Origin of the sequence: Nostoc sp., from assembly GCF_036917435.1 — a bacterium.
In the GTDB taxonomy this organism is placed as follows: Bacteria; Cyanobacteriota; Cyanobacteriia; order Cyanobacteriales; family Nostocaceae; genus Nostoc.
The window spans coordinates 118,817-135,761 of the sequence record NZ_JBALDM010000047.1 but is presented as its reverse complement, the minus strand read 5'-3'; the positions used below and the strand labels follow the sequence as shown (position 1 = coordinate 135,761).

15 protein-coding genes are annotated in these 16,945 nt (G+C 42.6%); 7 read left to right on the top strand and 8 right to left on the bottom strand.

Features of this window, described 5'->3' with window-relative positions; genetic code table 11:
* Positions 1-338: 338 nt before the first annotated feature.
* Together crtO and V7K98_RS23620 are read right to left on the bottom strand one after the other, a co-directional pair.
* On the bottom strand, positions 339-2,033 hold the full coding sequence (gene crtO, locus V7K98_RS23625; RefSeq protein ID WP_335026262.1) for a beta-carotene ketolase CrtO: 1,695 nt from the start codon (positions 2,031-2,033) through the stop codon (positions 339-341).
* A gap of 281 nt (positions 2,034-2,314) precedes the next feature.
* Complete coding sequence (locus tag V7K98_RS23620) at positions 2,315-2,503, bottom strand: DUF4089 domain-containing protein (protein ID WP_335026260.1); 189 nt, start codon at positions 2,501-2,503, stop codon at positions 2,315-2,317.
* Between the two features lie 76 nt (positions 2,504-2,579).
* Here V7K98_RS23620 and V7K98_RS23615 point away from each other — a divergent pair, with 76 nt between their 5' ends.
* Together V7K98_RS23615 and V7K98_RS23610 are read left to right on the top strand one after the other, a co-directional pair.
* Positions 2,580-2,861: a glutaredoxin family protein gene (locus V7K98_RS23615; protein WP_335026258.1), complete on the top strand. Its 282-nt coding sequence runs from the start codon at positions 2,580-2,582 to the stop codon at positions 2,859-2,861.
* Between the two features lie 53 nt (positions 2,862-2,914).
* Positions 2,915-4,396 (top strand): UDP-N-acetylmuramoyl-L-alanyl-D-glutamate--2,6-diaminopimelate ligase, encoded by a 1,482-nt coding sequence (locus V7K98_RS23610; RefSeq protein ID WP_335026256.1) that lies wholly within the window; start codon positions 2,915-2,917, stop codon positions 4,394-4,396.
* Here the strand turns inward: V7K98_RS23610 and V7K98_RS23605 are convergent.
* Together V7K98_RS23605 and V7K98_RS23600 are read right to left on the bottom strand one after the other, a co-directional pair.
* Positions 4,391-4,612: a hypothetical protein gene (locus V7K98_RS23605; protein ID WP_335026254.1), complete on the bottom strand. Its 222-nt coding sequence runs from the start codon at positions 4,610-4,612 to the stop codon at positions 4,391-4,393. The two genes, V7K98_RS23610 and V7K98_RS23605, sit on opposite strands and share 6 nt — an antisense overlap.
* A complete protein-coding gene (locus V7K98_RS23600) occupies positions 4,560-4,730 on the bottom strand; it encodes a hypothetical protein (RefSeq protein WP_335026252.1) in 171 nt (56 codons plus the stop codon). The genes V7K98_RS23605 and V7K98_RS23600 overlap by 53 nt, the downstream gene beginning before the upstream one ends.
* 102 nt (positions 4,731-4,832) lie before the next feature.
* Here V7K98_RS23600 and V7K98_RS23595 point away from each other — a divergent pair, with 102 nt between their 5' ends.
* On the top strand, positions 4,833-6,338 hold the full coding sequence (locus V7K98_RS23595) for a DICT sensory domain-containing protein (RefSeq protein ID WP_335026250.1): 1,506 nt from the start codon (positions 4,833-4,835) through the stop codon (positions 6,336-6,338).
* 119 nt (positions 6,339-6,457) lie between these two features.
* On the opposite strand, the gene V7K98_RS23590 is transcribed toward V7K98_RS23595, so the two are convergent.
* Positions 6,458-7,126 carry an AIM24 family protein gene (locus V7K98_RS23590; RefSeq protein WP_335026248.1) on the bottom strand — a complete coding sequence of 223 codons (669 nt, stop codon included), beginning with the start codon at positions 7,124-7,126 and terminating at the stop codon, positions 6,458-6,460.
* Between the two features lie 726 nt (positions 7,127-7,852).
* On the opposite strand from V7K98_RS23590, the gene V7K98_RS23585 reads away from it, so the two are divergent.
* Positions 7,853-8,023, top strand: coding sequence for a hypothetical protein (locus tag V7K98_RS23585; RefSeq protein ID WP_335026246.1), 171 nt, complete (start codon positions 7,853-7,855; stop codon positions 8,021-8,023).
* 35 nt (positions 8,024-8,058) lie between these two features.
* Here the strand turns inward: V7K98_RS23585 and V7K98_RS23580 are convergent, their stop codons facing one another.
* Together V7K98_RS23580 and V7K98_RS23575 are read right to left on the bottom strand one after the other, a co-directional pair.
* The gene (locus V7K98_RS23580; RefSeq protein ID WP_335026244.1) at positions 8,059-9,573 is read right to left on the bottom strand and encodes a sensor histidine kinase; all 1,515 of its coding nucleotides are present in this window, start codon (positions 9,571-9,573) and stop codon (positions 8,059-8,061) included.
* Positions 9,574-9,777: 204 nt separating this feature from the next.
* Entirely contained in the window at positions 9,778-11,466 is a 1,689-nt protein-coding gene (locus V7K98_RS23575) for a sensor histidine kinase (RefSeq protein ID WP_335026242.1), read from the bottom strand.
* A gap of 294 nt (positions 11,467-11,760) precedes the next feature.
* On the opposite strand from V7K98_RS23575, the gene V7K98_RS23570 reads away from it, so the two are divergent.
* The 3 genes from V7K98_RS23570 (at position 11,761) to dnaK (ending at position 14,987) form a co-directional block, all read left to right on the top strand.
* Positions 11,761-12,582, top strand: a complete 822-nt coding sequence (locus tag V7K98_RS23570; protein ID WP_335026240.1) for an SDR family oxidoreductase — start codon at positions 11,761-11,763, stop codon at positions 12,580-12,582.
* Positions 12,583-12,632: 50 nt separating this feature from the next.
* A complete protein-coding gene (locus tag V7K98_RS23565) occupies positions 12,633-12,860 on the top strand; it encodes a hypothetical protein (RefSeq protein WP_335026238.1) in 228 nt (75 codons plus the stop codon).
* A gap of 222 nt (positions 12,861-13,082) precedes the next feature.
* Positions 13,083-14,987 carry a molecular chaperone DnaK gene (gene dnaK, locus V7K98_RS23560; protein ID WP_335026236.1) on the top strand — a complete coding sequence of 635 codons (1,905 nt, stop codon included), beginning with the start codon at positions 13,083-13,085 and terminating at the stop codon, positions 14,985-14,987.
* A 110-nt stretch (positions 14,988-15,097) separates the two neighbouring features.
* Here dnaK and V7K98_RS23555 read toward each other — a convergent pair whose 3' ends face one another.
* A complete protein-coding gene (locus tag V7K98_RS23555; protein ID WP_335026234.1) occupies positions 15,098-16,768 on the bottom strand; it encodes an ABC transporter ATP-binding protein in 1,671 nt (556 codons plus the stop codon).
* Between the last annotated feature and the right edge of the window lie 177 nt (positions 16,769-16,945).

Below are 16,945 nucleotides of genomic sequence, written 5' to 3'. Positions count from 1 at the left end.
TCTACCCATTAATTTACTTATATTTTCAGAAAGAGCTTTGTTGACGACGCCTAGATGTTTCTTAAAATCAAGCGTATGCTAGGTTATCATATTAAATATACATAAAGCAATTGCTTAAAACTTATTTCACTAAAAAAACAGTTATTTGTGTTGCCATAGCAATCCGTGCAGGAGTTACGAACAAAAAGATCCCCGACTTCTTGAAGAAGTCGGGGATCTGAGCCTCTCGCTAAATAGCAAATGAAATAGGATTGCTAGATGTACGTTATCTAGCCCATCGTAGATATCGCAATTGTGTGGTAAATTCCCATAGATAATATACTCTGTCTGTACAACGTTTAACTAATGCCAAACACTGATTCGACAGTTGATTTAATCGAATCACGTGCATCCTTCAAGGTTTGACTAATGGGATGTTTTGCCTGCAAAAACACCCGTGCACAATTGCGTCCTGGCATCCCCGAAATCGAACCACCTGGATGAGTTCCTGCACCAGTCAAAAATAGATTATCAATAGGCGTTTTGTAGTTCGCTATTTCTGGCAAGGGACGGAAAAATATCATCTGATCTAAAGTCATATCAATATGATAATAATTCCCTTTATACGCACCTAATCTTTCTCCTAATTCTGCTGGACTTTCTACACGACGGGCGATAGTTGCATTCTTGACATTTGGTGCATAGTTTGACAACTTATCAACCACTCTATCTGCAACTTTGTTTTTCAATTCATCTGTCCAGCCAGTACCTTTTAAACCAGTGCCTTCTGCACCAGCAATTTGATAAGGGGCAAAAAACTCAATCCATACAGTATGCTTACCTGGTGGTGCTAATGTCGGATCTAAGTAACTAGGCATGACCACATACATTGATGGGTCAGTATCAGGAATTTCCCCCAAAGTACATTTACTATGAGCCTGTTCTACATGTGCCACAGAATCGGCAATTAAGATAGAACCGACGAGATATTCGTCTTTGTGGGCGTGGTATGGAAAACGCAGAGGTTCATCTAAAGCTAAGTCTATTTTGAGGATAGTTTCATTATTATTAACGATGCGACGTTCTAGCCTTTGCCATAAATCAGGATCGGCTCCATCAACATCGCTTTTATCAGTCATTTGTAAAAATAACCGCTTGGCATCAATATTAGAAATAACCCCATGTTTAGCGCGATATTCTTTACCACCAGCTACTCGCACACCAACAGCTTTGCCATCATCAATTAAAACTTTTTCAACATGCTGATCTGTGAGAATAACGCCACCTTTAGTTGTGACTAAATTCACCAAAGCTTGCACAAGTGCGCCAGTTCCACCGCGAGGTCTGGCCATTCCAGGATTGTGACGCATCGCCATCATAATTGCACCAATGGCAAGGGTCTTTTGTGATGGCGGCGCACCCAATTCTGCTGCTAGTCTTGCTAATGGCGCTTTGAGAAATTCTTCATCAAACCACTCGTTAAGTAAATCTTCAGCGCTGGTTAACATGGTGCGAATAAAATCCAGCGTTTTGTTTGGGGAACCAATAACCGAAAATAAATCTTTTAATTTTTTGATATCGTAGTTGCCAACGATATCTATAATTGACTTTGGCGGTGCATTAAACATCGGAATCATAGCACCGATCGCTCGTTGCCAATAATCTACAAATTCGGCGTATTTTTTGGCATCACGTTCATTATAACGAGCGATTTCTGCACAAGTTTTTTCCAGCGATTTATGTGCTAAGAAATACTTACCATCAGGATGAGGACAGAAAACAACTGGATCGCACTCCAAATAATGCAAGCCATATTTTTCTAGTTCTAATTCTTCGACAACTGGCCCCAAATGAATAAATTCATGGTCAATAGCACACAAGTTAAATTTAAATCCAGGAGCCTCTTGGGGTAAACATTCTTCAGTTGTTGCTGCACCACCTGGAACAGAACGCTTTTCCAGTAACAGGACGCTATAACCAGCTTTTAGCAAATAACCTGCACAAACTAGTCCATTGTGTCCAGCACCGATCAGTACAACATCATACTCTTGCATAGTTGGAATCTAGAAATAAGTAGCTTTCTAAATAGTAGAAACATTTTACTACATTTACATCATCCTTCAGTAACAAAAATTATCTTTAGCTAGTGTCAATACTACTAAGGAGATAGTTCAGTTATTAATGAGGGTATTTGCTTTAATTGAGTTTCTACTATAAATGTTAAACTACCAGTTTCTTTTCATATCTTTAATATGAAACACCATATCTTCCCCTTTCCATTATTTATGTAAGTTGGAAGATTAAAGTAATTCGCAATTTATGTACAAACAAACCTTTACGGTTCAAATATAGGTGCAACTTCAACTTCTTCTGTTAAAGGAAACTCATTAACAAGATTAGCGATCGCCATAATTCTCTCAAAATTTGCCACCACCCCATCCCGATACTCATCTCTTAGCTGCAAATCCAGCAACAACGCCATAAGATCAACATACTCACCCACATCAAACTCCTCTCTTCTCATCTCTCCCCCTCTGCGTTCTCTGCGCCTCTGCGGTTCGTTATTCTAAAATAACTTCTTACCACACCTCAAATAAACAATGCGATTAATTTTATACAGTAAACCAGGCTGTCATTTATGCGAAGGCTTGCAAGAAAAGCTAGAAAAAATCCAAAATCTCAGTTTCGAGTTAGAAATTAGGGATATTACGACTCGTGAAGATTGGTTTGCTAAGTATGAGTATGAAGTGCCTGTACTTTATTTATCGAACCACAGAGGCGCAGAGGGAGGAGAGGGGAGTGAGAAACTATTGCCGCGTCCATCTCCTCGTGCTAGTGTGCAGCAGTTGGAGCAAATGTTGCGTAAGTATTTAGCCAATTAGAAAAAAATAATGCAGAATAAGCGCAAGATTAAGAATGTGACGAGGTTCACAACATGAAATTGCGGGAATTACTAACGGCGGTAGATAGTGTTGAGCAATTGCCTAGCCATCCAGATGTGGAAGTTAGGGGTTTGAAGACAAATTCCCATGCTTGTGGTGTGGGAGATTTGTTTATTGGGATGCCAGGAACGCGGGTTGATGGTGGGGAATTTTGGCAAAGTGCGATCGCATCCGGGGCTGTAGCTGCGATCGTTTCTCCAGAAGCTGCACAAAAAAATCCCCCAACAAATGAGGCTGTAGTCATCAGTGCGAGTAATATAACTCAAGCTTGTGCCCAGATAGCCAGTGCTTTTTACGGTTATCCAGGGCGAAAACTCAAGCTGGTAGGGGTGACTGGTACTAATGGCAAAACTACAACCACCCATATCATTGAATTTCTGCTTATCAAAGCTAATTTAGCCACAGCTTTGATGGGAACTCTCTACACTCGTTGGGCAGGTTTTGAGCAAACAGCCGCCCACACTACGCCCTTTGCTGTGGAACTCCAACAGCAGCTAGCAGAGGCTGTAAAAGCTGGTAGTGAGTTCGGGGTGATGGAAGTAAGTTCTCACGCTTTAGCCCAAGGTAGAGTACTGGGTTGTGAATTTGAGGTGGCAGTATTTAGTAATCTTACCCAAGACCATCTCGACTATCACAGCGACATGGAAGATTACTTTGCTGCTAAAGCGTTGTTGTTTAGCCCTGATTATCTGAAGGGACGGGCAATAATTAATGCTGATGATGCCTACGGAAAGCGGTTAATTGCCTCGTTAGATTCTGAACGAGTTTGGAGTTACAGTGTCAACGACAACAGTGCTGATTTATGGATGAGTGATTTGAGTTACGAGCCGAATGGTGTCAGTGGTACATTGCATACACCCAAGGGTGATGTAGCTTTTCGATCGCCTCTAGTTGGACAATATAATTTAGAAAATCTTCTAGCAGCCGTAGGAGCAGTTTTACACTTAGGGCTAGATTTGGAGTTAGTGGCATCTGTGATACCAGACTTTCCTGGAGTTCCCGGACGGATGGAACGGGTACAGATTAGCCCTGAGCAAGATATTAGCGTGATTGTGGATTATGCTCACACACCCGATAGCTTGGAAAATCTGTTGAAAGCTGCACGTCCGTTTATACCTGGGAAGGTGATTTGTGTGTTTGGTTGCGGAGGCGATCGCGATCGCACTAAGCGCCCAATCATGGGTAAAATTGCTTCTGAATTAGCTGATGTGGCAGTGGTGACATCAGATAATCCCCGCACAGAAAACCCAGAACGGATTTTAGAAGACGTTTTGGCAGGAATTGCCCCAACAGTAAAACCAATTGTAATTTGCGATCGGGCTACTGCAATTCGTACCGCTATTTTACAAGCACAACCAGGTGATGGAGTGCTGCTTGCTGGTAAAGGTCACGAAGACTACCAAATTCTCGGCACTGAAAAAATCCATTTTGACGACCGAGAACACGCACGCGACGCTTTACACCAAAGACTATAACCTTAATTTGGGCATTGGGCATTGGGCATTGGGCATTGGGTATTGGGCATTGAGCATTGGGCATTGGGCATGGGGCATTGGGCATTGGGCATTGGGTATGGGGCATGGGGCATTGGGCATTGGGCATTGGGAATTGCTAACTTTCCCCATGTCCCATACTTCTCTACGATAAGCTGCGCCAACGGCTATGCTCAGTATAAGTTCCCCATTCCCCATTCCCCACTCCCCATTCCCCACTCCCCACTCCCCACTCCCCACTCCCCATTCCCCATTCCCCATTCCCCATTCCCCATGCCCCATGCCCCATGCCCCATGCCCCATTCCCATTTTTCATAGTTAATGTTTCTTTCCGTGGGGATTTTGTAAAAAATGCACGTATAAAGGTGAAAATCGAAGACAGAATTATTTCTTGCTTCATCCTTTTTGTGCTTGACTCATGAATGTTTCTCTGGCTAAGGATCTGTCTGTTTATCAACTGGTTATAGGAGTGCAAGTGCCTCCAAAACCATTGTCCCTCAGTCCTGCTACTCTGCTATCACTGGTGAGAGCGCAAATTGACTTACTAATTGAGCAGCAAATTGCAGCCACTTTATGGGTAAAGCTACCACCAGAAAAAATTTGGCAATCAGAATTAGCGCGTTATCAATCTTCGGTAGGTGCGTCTAGTCTCATCTATACTTGCCAGATTGACGAGAGGGGGAGAAGGGGAGATGGGGGAGATAAGGGAGATGGGGAAGAAAATACTTTTTTGTCCCCCTCATCCTCCTCATCCCCCTCATCCCCCTCCTCTCATCATGTCACCGTTCACTTCCCACCAGATAGCCAACTGCGACGGGAAAATTTTCTAATGGTGGTATCGCCGCAGTTTTGTAGTTTAATTTTGGCTCATCGACCACTTAAAAAACGCAAAAATCAGACATCGGCGAAGGTAAATACTAATAAAAATCAGCCATTGCTGATTATAACTACCGTTGAAGGGAGAATAATTCAGCAAGTATTAGATGGTATCGAAAAAGCGATGTCTGACGACAAGCCACTGGGTGTCTACGCGCCAGAATCATCGCCAATTGTACCTGCTGATTTTATTTGTCCAACTATGCCCCAAGCCGCAACGATGACTCAACTGTTTGCCAAACAACTCCTGCGACAGGATGAAATTAATCGTCAAATCATCACAGCCCGCACTACCAAGTTGCAGCAGATAAATCAAGAACTGCACAATAAAGAACAACTACAAGATGAATATCTGAAAAATCTATGTCAAGAACTGCGTATACCCCTGACGCATATCAAGACAGCACTTTCGTTATTGAATTCTCCTAATCTCAAACCCCCGCAGCGACAACGTTATTTGCAGATGTTAAATACCCAGTGCGATCAGCAAAATTCCCTAATTAGTGGTTTGCTTGAATTGGTGCAACTAGAACGTCATTTGGATGGGATGACTTTGGAGTCGGTGCGGCTATCAGATGTAGTACCTGGAGTAGTCAGTACCTACCAACCTGTAGCTCAAGAAAAAGGGATTATGCTAGCCTACACCGTACCCACTGAACTTCCATCTATTTGGTGTGTGAGTGGTGGGCTGAGACAGATTGTCATTAATCTACTGCACAATAGCATTAAGTTTACTGCTAATGGGGGTGAAGTATGGGTGCGTGCCCGTCTTCAAGGCAATTATGTCCAATTAGAATTCCGCGACACAGGTATTGGTATTGCCGAAAGCGAGATTTCTAAAATCTTTGACCGATTTTATCGTGTGCGTACAGGAGTTACTGAAGATTATGCTGGTGCTGGCTTGGGGTTAACAATAGTACAGCAATTACTACTGCGCTGTGGCGGTTCTATTTCTGTAAAAAGTAAATTATATGAAGGTTCCACATTTACAGTGCAACTAGCAACTGTTGACGATACCCCAAAAGCGATCGCAATCGAAAATGAGTGATAAATTATGATTATCCCTTAAGTTAATAAAAGGAATTAAAACTTTAATAACCAGCTAATTATTGCAATTAGAAATAATTATTTTTTAATTCCTTATTCTCTCAAACTTACCGATAATTCTTAGCTCGAAGTCTTTGGTAGCACGGAGGTAATTTGTCGGAGCATCATAACTTGCCAATATGGTACAGGAGCCAGTAATATAGTCCCAGTTCCCTCAAAAGTATTGACGAGAAACTCACCAGAAGTCATTGCACCTAAAAGAGATTTAGTAGCTTTTTCAACGCGATAATTTAAGGTACTTGTGCGAGCAATCGCAAAATTTCCATCAACAACTAATCGGTCATTTCGTAAATTGATTACTTCTACAGGGCCTTGTGCTACCATTACCACTTTCCCTCTGCCTTTAACTTTTGTTTGAAACAAGCCCTCGCCACCAATTAAGCCCGATACAAATTTGTTTCGTTCAACTCCTACTTCTATCGTGCCATCACTAGCCCAATAAGCGCCCCTATCTAAAATCCATTCACTACCGTCTAATTCTAAAATGTGATATCCCGCTAAAGACGGCTCTAAATATAATTCACCCGTACCTGTATATGTAGGGCGGAAAATGTTTTCTCCCGTGGCTAAGGATTTTAAAAACCCACCTGCTGAAGGGGCTTTAGATTGCATCTGAACATTGCCACGGATATAATACATAGCACCAGATTCAGTCCGTACTGTTTCGTTTTGCAAAGTTACCTTGACTAAACGTAAGCTTTCTTTTTCAATTACTTCAAAACTTGCCATAATTTTTTTGTTGATTTTCACACAAATCTGTACTTGGTTCTTAGGCAGAATTTATCGAACAGAATTCAGGAGTCAGGAGTCAGAATTCAGTTGGGTATTCTGTACGACTGGTGGATGAATAATTGGGTTTAAAACCCCTACTGAACTACCGTTCAGTAGCTCAAAATCCTGCGCCGGTCTCTCTTACAAAGTTGCTCCTCTTGGGGAGACCCCAAGACCGCACTTTGCGCTGAATCCCCGACTGATTTATTCTGACTCCTGTACGCGAATAGCGGGGCGTTCAGCCCATTCTGACTTCTGAATTCTTCTTCAAATACATTTTTGGCATCTATTTTTACAAATGGCAAGTTATACCAATTCTCTATGAAGATGCCCTAAACAATAAGTACAAGAAAGAAAAACGAACGTTTAATTTAATGTGAGATAAATTAGTTTAATAGAAAGACCTCTCCGTGGTTTTACTACGTAAAGTCTGTCCCTCTCCGACTTGGAGAGGGACAGACTTTAACAAAAGTTTAAAGCAGAAAGAGGTTTCTTTAACTCAGGTTAATTTAGAGTGAATTTTATAATTTTAAAAAATAGTTGATTTCTACAACCCGTACAGTCGTGACTTGGAGTCATGAGTTAGGCGCAACCTATTCTGATACAATACATAGATAGCGAAAATAAAGCTAACTAAACCACGACAACTAAAGATAAGGAGTTCTATCAGGAAATAGGTACATTGTGCCGCATCCTCTGGTAGGTAAAATCTTTAAGGTAATGAGGCTGGACATACTTTTTGGTACTTGTTCAAAAGTCGCCGCCGGTGCGACGGAGACTTTAAAAAACGCCTGTGGAGAACCTGTAAGACCTGAAGTAATTCAGGCAGGAATCTGTGAAGCAGGAATCGCGTGACTTCACGTCAATGCGAGGTTCAAGAATATTCACTCCTAAGCTTTAGCTCCTGATTTATGCTTATTGCTAACTTCTAAGGGAAGGAAAATCGTCAAAACTTCCCCATAGTGTGGACGCTGGCGCACAATTAATTTCCCACCGATCGCTTGAAATAAATGCTTGGTTGCGGCGATATTCAAACTAATCGTACCCGTTTCTGGCTGAAACATCAGCAATTGACCAAGGGCTTTGCGAATTGGTGGTGTGGCGGATTTACTCGAATCTTTGCACCCGAATTGAGGAGATAATTGTAACTTCAGTTGATCGCCAGCCGGGATAACTTGTACTTGAATATGGCTACCAGAGGGTAAGCTGCGAGTGAAATTCTCTATCAAACCAGTGAGTACCTGATCCAACATCATCGGATTGCTCACCACAGTTGGTAATTGCTGGGGTAAAACAACATTTAAAGTTAAATTCCGGCGATGCGCTGCTTGTTCCCAACGGGGAATGCTTTGCTGCAACACTTGATCTAAAGACATCGGCGTGAGTTGAGTTTTTGACGATTTTGTAGAGGCAGTAGTTTCTAGTTCTGCTGCCTTAAACAGCAACTCCATCCGGTCAATTTGCTCGGTACACTCGTGATCGATAATTTTTAGGCGATTGATCACACTAGTATCTAAATCTCGCCGCTTCAGCAACAGACGAGTCATTGTGCGAATAGTTGTTAATGGTGTGCGGACTTCGTGAGCGAAAGCTTGGAGCAATTCTACATCAGGATTTGGGGATTGGGAATTGGGAATTGGGAATTGGGAATTGGGAATTGGGAATTGGGCATTGTTATGCTTCTTGTGCCCCCTGCCCCTTTGCCCCTCTGCTGTCTGCTCCCCTGGTTCTTCTCCAGTTCCAACTGCCCACTCTCTAGTCTCTTCTGCTTCTGTTAATTCCTGAAGCAATAACTGGCTAAACTGAACCATGATGCGGTAGTCTGGTGCTACGGGAGAATACTGTTGTACCAATGCATCTAGGCGGGCAAAAAATTCTGGATTAGCTAGCATTACCCTCGCTCCGAGCGATCGCCAAGCTTGCTGTACTACTTCTGGCTCAAAAGAAAATGAAAAGGTTTTTTTACCGTTTTTGTGGGTTGCTAGAACCAGTACTAATCTAAATTTATCAGTAAATACTAAGCAAAACTGCTCTGCACCGAGAGGATCGGCAGGTAATAAGGGAAGTACCGATTCATGAGGAGCGATTTCTTCATCTATAGGTGCAATGGCATCTGGCATCTGAAATGGCATCAGCGCCAAGGGATTAAATGGTTTTGCCGTGAAAGTTACTGTTTCTAAACTTTGAGTCAGTTTTGGCTGACTGAATAAGGGTGCTGGTGCAGCTAAAACTAATCCTTGGTTTGTGTCAACTGAATCATCAGCTAAAGTATTTAATAGCAAACGTTCTGTCGCTGCGAGGCTGACACGCCATTGCCGCTCTGCTTTCCCAGGTGAACATTCAGCCACACTTGATTGATTTTGGGCCAAGATTTCGCTCAGGCTTGGCAATATCCATTCGTACACAGGTTTTCACCCCTTAATTCAAGAGCGACTAACAGCGTCTAAGGTAGACATTTCACTACTAACTACGAGGTTATAACCATTTGTGTACTGTTGTAAGTGGTAGAACCGAACAATTCGGGCGCAATTTCCCCTATATAACGATTGCAGTTATTTTCTAAAAACCCTAATACTACTTACCGTGTTACCTGATCGTGGCGATCGCGGTTATGATAACTGTACTGATTTCCCGGCTCGAATCGGGATTGCAATGACAAACTCTGCACCCTGTCCCGGTGATGAAATACATTCCAAAGATCCACCATGCTTTTCAGTAATTATCTGGTAACTGATGGATAAGCCCATACCAGTCCCCTTACCAACTGTTTTCGTAGTGAAAAAAGGGTCAAATAAACGCGACTGGATTGCTTCTGGAATTCCTAATCCATTATCAACAATCCGAATCACGGCAAATTCATTTACCTGTTGAGAAGAAATGCGAATCAAGGGATTGGGACAAAGTTCTTTTTGGAAAGCCTCTTCTAAAGCATCAATTGCATTTGCCAAGAGATTCATAAATACCTGATTCATTTGCCCTGCAAAACACTGAATTTTAGGCATTTCGCTATATTCTTTCACTACTTGAATTTGAGGGCGATTATTTTGTGCCTTGATCCGGTGTTGCAAAATTAGCAGAGTACTTTCGATTCCTTCATGCAGATCAGCCGTTTTGAACTCAGCTTCATCCAAACGAGAGAAGATTCGTAGACTGAGAACAATTTCCCGGATACGTTTAGCCCCCATTTTCATTGAGGTTAATATCTTAGGCAAATCTTCTATTAGATATTCAATATCGTTCAGTTCGTTAGCATTTTGAATTTCTGGCTCTGGATAGGGGTAGTATTTTTGATAAAGCTTAATTAACACCAACATCTGTTGAGTATAATCATGAGTGTATTCGAGGTTGCCGTAGATAAAGTTAACTGGATTGTTGATTTCATGGGCAATTCCCGCCACTAGTTGACCCAGACTCGACATCTTTTCAGATTGAATTAATTGGATTTGGGTTTTTTGCAAGTCTTTTAGAGCTTGCTGAAGTTCTACTTCTGCCTGCTGGCGATCGCTAATTTCGTCTCGTAATTGTTCGTTAGCATTGACCAACTCATCTCTGGAATGTTGGAGATCGTCTGCCATTTTGTTAAATGAGGTAGCTAACTCCCCAATTTCATCCTGGGAGCGAATACTAACTCTGGTATCAAGCTTCCCTTCGGACAGATTTAGCACAGCCTGCTGGAGTTGTTTAATCGGTTTTGAGATACTTCTAGAGATCAAATAGCCTGCTGATAATGCCAGGATGCCAAAAGCCAAACTGATCAACGACGTGACAACAATATTTTTTTCGGCTGTTGCTAGCGCTGCTTTATAAAGCGGTGTATATTCTAGAACGACTGCACCAATTGTTTCACCCTTGTTTGTCTTAAAAGGAACAGCAATCAATTTAATTCCTTTTGGGTACTCAGGACTAGTCTCAATATATGTTCTTGATACACCATCTTGAATAGTTTTACCAACTTCATTATTGCGATCGTGGTCTAATCGTGTACCGATATCTTCAACAACCACATCTGCCAGAATAATTTTATTTCGGTCTACAATCTCCAAATCGCGCTGACGTTGTTTGTGTAGCGATTGCACATGCTCTTGTAACTGAGCTAGCATTTCCTCGCGCGATCGCATTTTGTGGTGTTCAAACTCATTACTTACGAAATATCCCAGTAATCCAGCAACCTCTTCAGCCTCTTTTTGAGCAAGATATTTAGCTATCTTCAATTGTTGATGTGCACTAATTGCACCAACAATTACTGAGAGAGCAGCCATTCCTAGAATACCCGAAATTAATTTCTGACTAATCTTCATTCCTTGCTCGAAACCTCAAGTGCTGGCTACTGTGCTGATTTAGTTTTGGGGAGTTTGCCCTGATTCTAAAATTCCCAGTTGTCAGCCTGAAAGCTACAGAGTCAAATAATTTTAGATTTTGAATTTTAGATTTTGGATTTTAGATTTACTCCATCCACTCTTGGGATGCAGCTTGGGGATTTTTGATTTGCGTAAGCGTTGCGTAAAGTCTGCCACATAGCTTAGAGAGGCTACTCATAGCAAGATACCCATAGGGGTGAGTAGATTAAAAATAGACTATCTCAAAGGCAATTTATGACTTCTTTTGAAACTTCATCTGAAGATTTGGTACTAGTTGCTGGTGCTACTGGTGGAGTAGGGCAACTGGTGGTAGGCAAACTCCTGGAAAAGGGTTTGAAAGTTCGCGTTCTGACACGCAATACCGCAAAAGCCGAAGAAATGTTTAACCAGAGAGTAGAAATTGCCGTTGGTGACATCCGTCAGCCAGCTACACTCCCAACCGCAACGCAAAATGTCACCCACATAATCTGCTGTACTGGAACCACTGCCTTTCCCTCTGCGCGATGGGAGTTTGACGAAACCCCGAACTTGCTTGAATGGGGAATAACTTTCCTTAACCCCAAATCTAGCGAAGCAAAAGCAAAGAATAGTCCGGCCAAAGTAGATGCCCAAGGTGTCAGCAACGTAGTTACAGCAGCACCCCAGAATTTGAAGCGATTCGTTTTCGTCTCTTCCTGTGGAATTCTCCGTAAAGATCAGTTTCCTTTCAGTATTCTTAACGCTTTTGGTGTCTTAGATGCCAAACAAAAAGGTGAGGAATCCATAATTAGTTCAGGATTGCCCTACACCATTATCCGCCCAGGACGTTTGATTGACGGGCCTTATACCTCATACGACCTCAACACACTGCTAAAGGCAAAAACCGGCGGTAAATACGGTGTAGTCGTAGCCACAGGAGATACACTGTCAGGTGATACCAGCCGAATTGACGTAGCAAACGCTTGCGTAGAATGCCTTTTTCAGTCAAGTACTTCCAAGAAAATTTTTGAAATAGTCAACCAGGGACAAAGACCACCTGTAATTGATTGGGAAACTCTTTTCTCTCGACTTAAGTAACTACTAAGTGCTGAGTCATATTTTATCCAATGCCCAATGCCCAATGCTCAATGCCCAATGCCCAATGCCCAATGCCCAATGCCCAATGCCCAATCCCCAATTCCCCATGCCCAATGCCCCATGCCCAATCCCCAATTCCCAACACTTTACCTCTAAAGACGGCAAACACCACTCTGATGTTACGGTTCACCCTAATTACTGAAAGTACTAATTCTCATACATTAGACAGAGTGAAGGCAAATCAATCTATGAACCAACTAAAAAAACTATTTAGTTAGTTTAACCGTCCTAAGCAAGGTTCGGGAAACCACCCTTCATGGACTGGCTACCACTAAGCTTCAGTATATATATCAGCATAGTCTGGAGTTTTAACCCCAGGAAAGCCAAATCAAAGGTATTCATGCTGAATTGGCTGATTTATTGACCTGTTGGTTCAAAATTTAGTCCTTTTTATTCTCATTCATTCATTCATTTGTAGTTATACGGAGCCAGCACCTAAAATGGCAAAAGTAGTTGGAATTGACTTAGGAACAACGAACTCCTGCGTAGCAGTGATGGAAGGTGGTAAACCCACAGTAATTGCTAATGCTGAAGGTTTTCGGACAACGCCATCAGTAGTAGCATTTGCGAAAAATGGCGACAACTTGGTTGGCCAAATCGCCAAACGCCAAGCGGTGATGAACCCCGAAAATACGTTTTACTCAGTCAAACGCTTTATCGGTCGCCGCTACGACGAAGTTAGTAACGAAGCAACTGAAGTTTCTTACAAGGTTCTCAGCAGCAACGGCAATGTCAAATTAGATTGTCCGATAGCTGGTAAACCGTTTGCTCCTGAAGAAATTTCTGCAAAGGTTCTTCGCAAACTAGTTGAAGATGCCAGCAAATACCTTGGTGAAACTGTCACCCAAGCTGTAATCACCGTTCCCGCATACTTTAACGACTCTCAACGGCAAGCGACAAAAGACGCTGGTAAAATCGCAGGTATTGAAGTCCTGCGGATTATCAACGAGCCGACTGCTGCTTCTCTAGCTTATGGCTTTGACAAGAAGAGTAACGAAACCATCCTCGTATTTGACCTTGGTGGTGGTACCTTCGACGTATCTGTGCTGGAAGTAGGAGATGGAGTTTTTGAAGTACTAGCCACATCTGGGGATACACACCTTGGTGGTGACGACTTTGATAAAAAAATAGTTGACTTTTTAGCTGAAAAGTTCAAGAAAGCCGAAGGCATTGAACTACGCAAAGACAAACAAGCTTTACAACGTCTGACTGAAGCCGCAGAAAAAGCCAAAATTGAGCTTTCTAGCGTTACCCAAGCAGAAATTAACCTACCATTTATCACCGCTACCCAGGATGGGCCCAAGCACCTGGATACAACCCTGACTCGCGCCACATTTGAAGAACTTTGTTCTGACTTAATCGACCGTTGCCGTATCCCTGTAGAAAACGCTCTCCGGGATGCCAAGTTAAGCAAAAGCGATATTGATGAAGTGGTGTTAGTTGGTGGTTCTACCCGGATTCCCGCAGTCCACCAGATTGTGAAGCAGGTATTGGGTAAAGACCCTAACCAAAGTGTTAACCCTGATGAAGTCGTAGCAATTGGTGCAGCGATTCAAGCAGGTGTACTGAATAATGAAGTTACTGGCATCTTGTTGTTAGATGTATCACCCCTTTCTTTGGGTGTTGAAACATTGGGCGGCGTAATGACCAAAATTATCCCCCGCAACACAACAATTCCCACCAAGAAATCGGAAGTCTTCTCCACCGCAGTGGATGGTCAAACCAACGTAGAAATTCACGTCCTTCAAGGTGAACGCGAATTCTCTAACGACAACAAGAGTTTGGGAACCTTCCGTCTAGATGGTATTCCTCCTGCACCACGTGGCGTTCCTCAAATTGAAGTGGTGTTCGATATTGACGCTAACGGTATCCTTAACGTCACCGCTAAGGACAAAGGTACTGGTAAAGAACAGTCTATCAGCATAACCGGCGCTTCCACTCTGGATAAAAATGACGTTGATCGGATGGTAAGAGAAGCTGAACAAAACGCTTCATCTGACAAAGACAAGCGTGAGAAGATTGAACGCAAGAACCAAGCCGATTCTTTGGCATACCAAGCTGAAAAGCAGCTGCAAGAATTGGGCGATAAAGTTCCCGATGCTGACAAGACCAAAGTCGAAGGTTTAGTGAAAGAACTGCGGGAAGCAGTTGCTAAAGAAGACGATGAGCAAATCAAAAAGCTCACTCCAGAATTGCAACAAGCTTTATTCGCCGTTGGTAGCAACATCTATCAACAAGCTGGTGCGGGTGCTGCACCTGGCGCTGAACCTCAAGATGGCGGTTCCACCTCTAGTTCTGGTAGCGGCGACGATGTGATTGACGCTGATTTTACAGAGAGTAAATAATTTCCCTACTCCTTTCGGGATGATTATTTTATCCCGCTTCATATTACCCATCCAAGCTAAATGCCTGGGTGGGGATTTTTTTTGAGGATGCAAATTAAAGTATTTTCAGCTTAAGCACGTGCTAGTAAGGGAGCAGCAGCTAATAAGGTTTTGGTATAAGGGTGCTGAGGATTGGCAAAAATCTTTTTTGTCAGACCGATTTCAACAATTTGACCGGCATTCATCACGGCAATACGATCGCACAAAAATCGAGCTAACCAAAGATCGTGGGTGATGAATAGATAAGTTAACTCAAATTCTTCTTTTAATTGCAACATCAAATCCAGCACCTGCGACTGCACACTAGCATCTAACATACTCACTGGTTCATCGCAGATCAAAAGTTTGGGGTGAGTAATCAAAGCACGAGCGATCGCAACTCTTTGCTGTTGTCCACCAGATAAATCTGATGGATAACGCTCATAATACACTTCTGGCGGTGTTAATCCAACTTTCTCTAGCATCCAAAAAACTTGTTCTTTTGCTTTAACCGGATCGGCTAGATTGTGGATAAATAAAGGATCGGCGATACTTTGTCCCACCGTCATCGCTGGATTGAGACAAGCATGGGGATCTTGAAAAACCATTTGGATTTGTCGCCGTGAGGAGCGAATTTCTTGACGCGACAGCGTAGTTAAATCTTGTCCTAAAAACTCAACTTTGCCACTGGTGGGACGAATTAGTTGCAAAATTGTTCGTGATAGTGTACTTTTACCACAACCTGATTCGCCGACTAAGCCGAGAATTTCTCCGGGATAGAGATCCAAGTTAATACCATCTACTGCTTTAATAGTCTGGGCTTGTGTCTTAAACAGTCGTTCGATAAAGTTAGGTTCTATAGTGTAATATTGTTTGAGTTCAGTAATACTCAAAATTGGGGATTTATCATTAATAATCGGTAATTGCTTTTCTGAGTCATTGGCAATTATCAATTCTCCATCATCTTTTACTGCTTGAATATGTAAAGCTGCTTTTAAGAGCGATCGCGTATATTCATGTTGAGGTTGCCTAAAGACGGTTTCTGTAGAACCCATTTCGACCATTTTGCCGTGGTACATCACGCCAATGCGATCGCAATATTCAGCCACCATTGCTAAATCGTGAGAAATTAGCAACAATCCCATGTTTTCTTCAGCGCATAGGCGAGTCAATTCTTTCAATATCTGCGCGGAAACTGTGACATCTAAGCTGGTGGTGGGTTCATCAGCAACAATCAATTTCGGGTTGAGGAGTAAAGCTAAAGCGATCGCTACTCGTTGGCGCATTCCACCGCTAAATTCGTGGGGATACTGATTCCAGCGACTAGGCGGAATATTCACCTTGGCTAAGGTAGCAAGTGCTTTTTTTTTGGCTTCCCGCGTTGATAATTCTGGTGAGTGCGCCTGAAGGGTTTCGATACAATGCTTACCAATCGTCATCAACGGATCGAGGCGTGTCATGGGATCTTGAAAAATTAAGGCGATCGCCTCTCCTCGGAATTTCCGCAACTGGTTGGGCATCAAGTCAAACACCGACTGTCCTTGAAATGTCACCCGTCCCTCAAGACAACTAGAGGCTGGTAGTAAACGCATTACTGCCCTTCCTATAGTTGATTTGCCACAACCCGACTCTCCCACCAATCCCATTTTTTCACCTGGTTGCAAGGTGAAAGATACATCATCAACCGCCCAGCTTGCCTCTTCTCCACTCCGTTGAGGATAGGCAACTCGCAGATTTTCGATACAGAATAAGGCTTCACTCATAGTTTAGTTATCAGCCCTGGGCTACCAGCTTTTATAATTTCAAATTTAAGATAGTCTATCAGATTAGTATTAAACCTCCATTCTGCAAATATATTTATTGTCTTAGCTAACCTAACTTAGCAAGGCTGTTTTCTGTTTAGGGACTTCCAACAAATAAATTATCTAATCTTGTGGGGT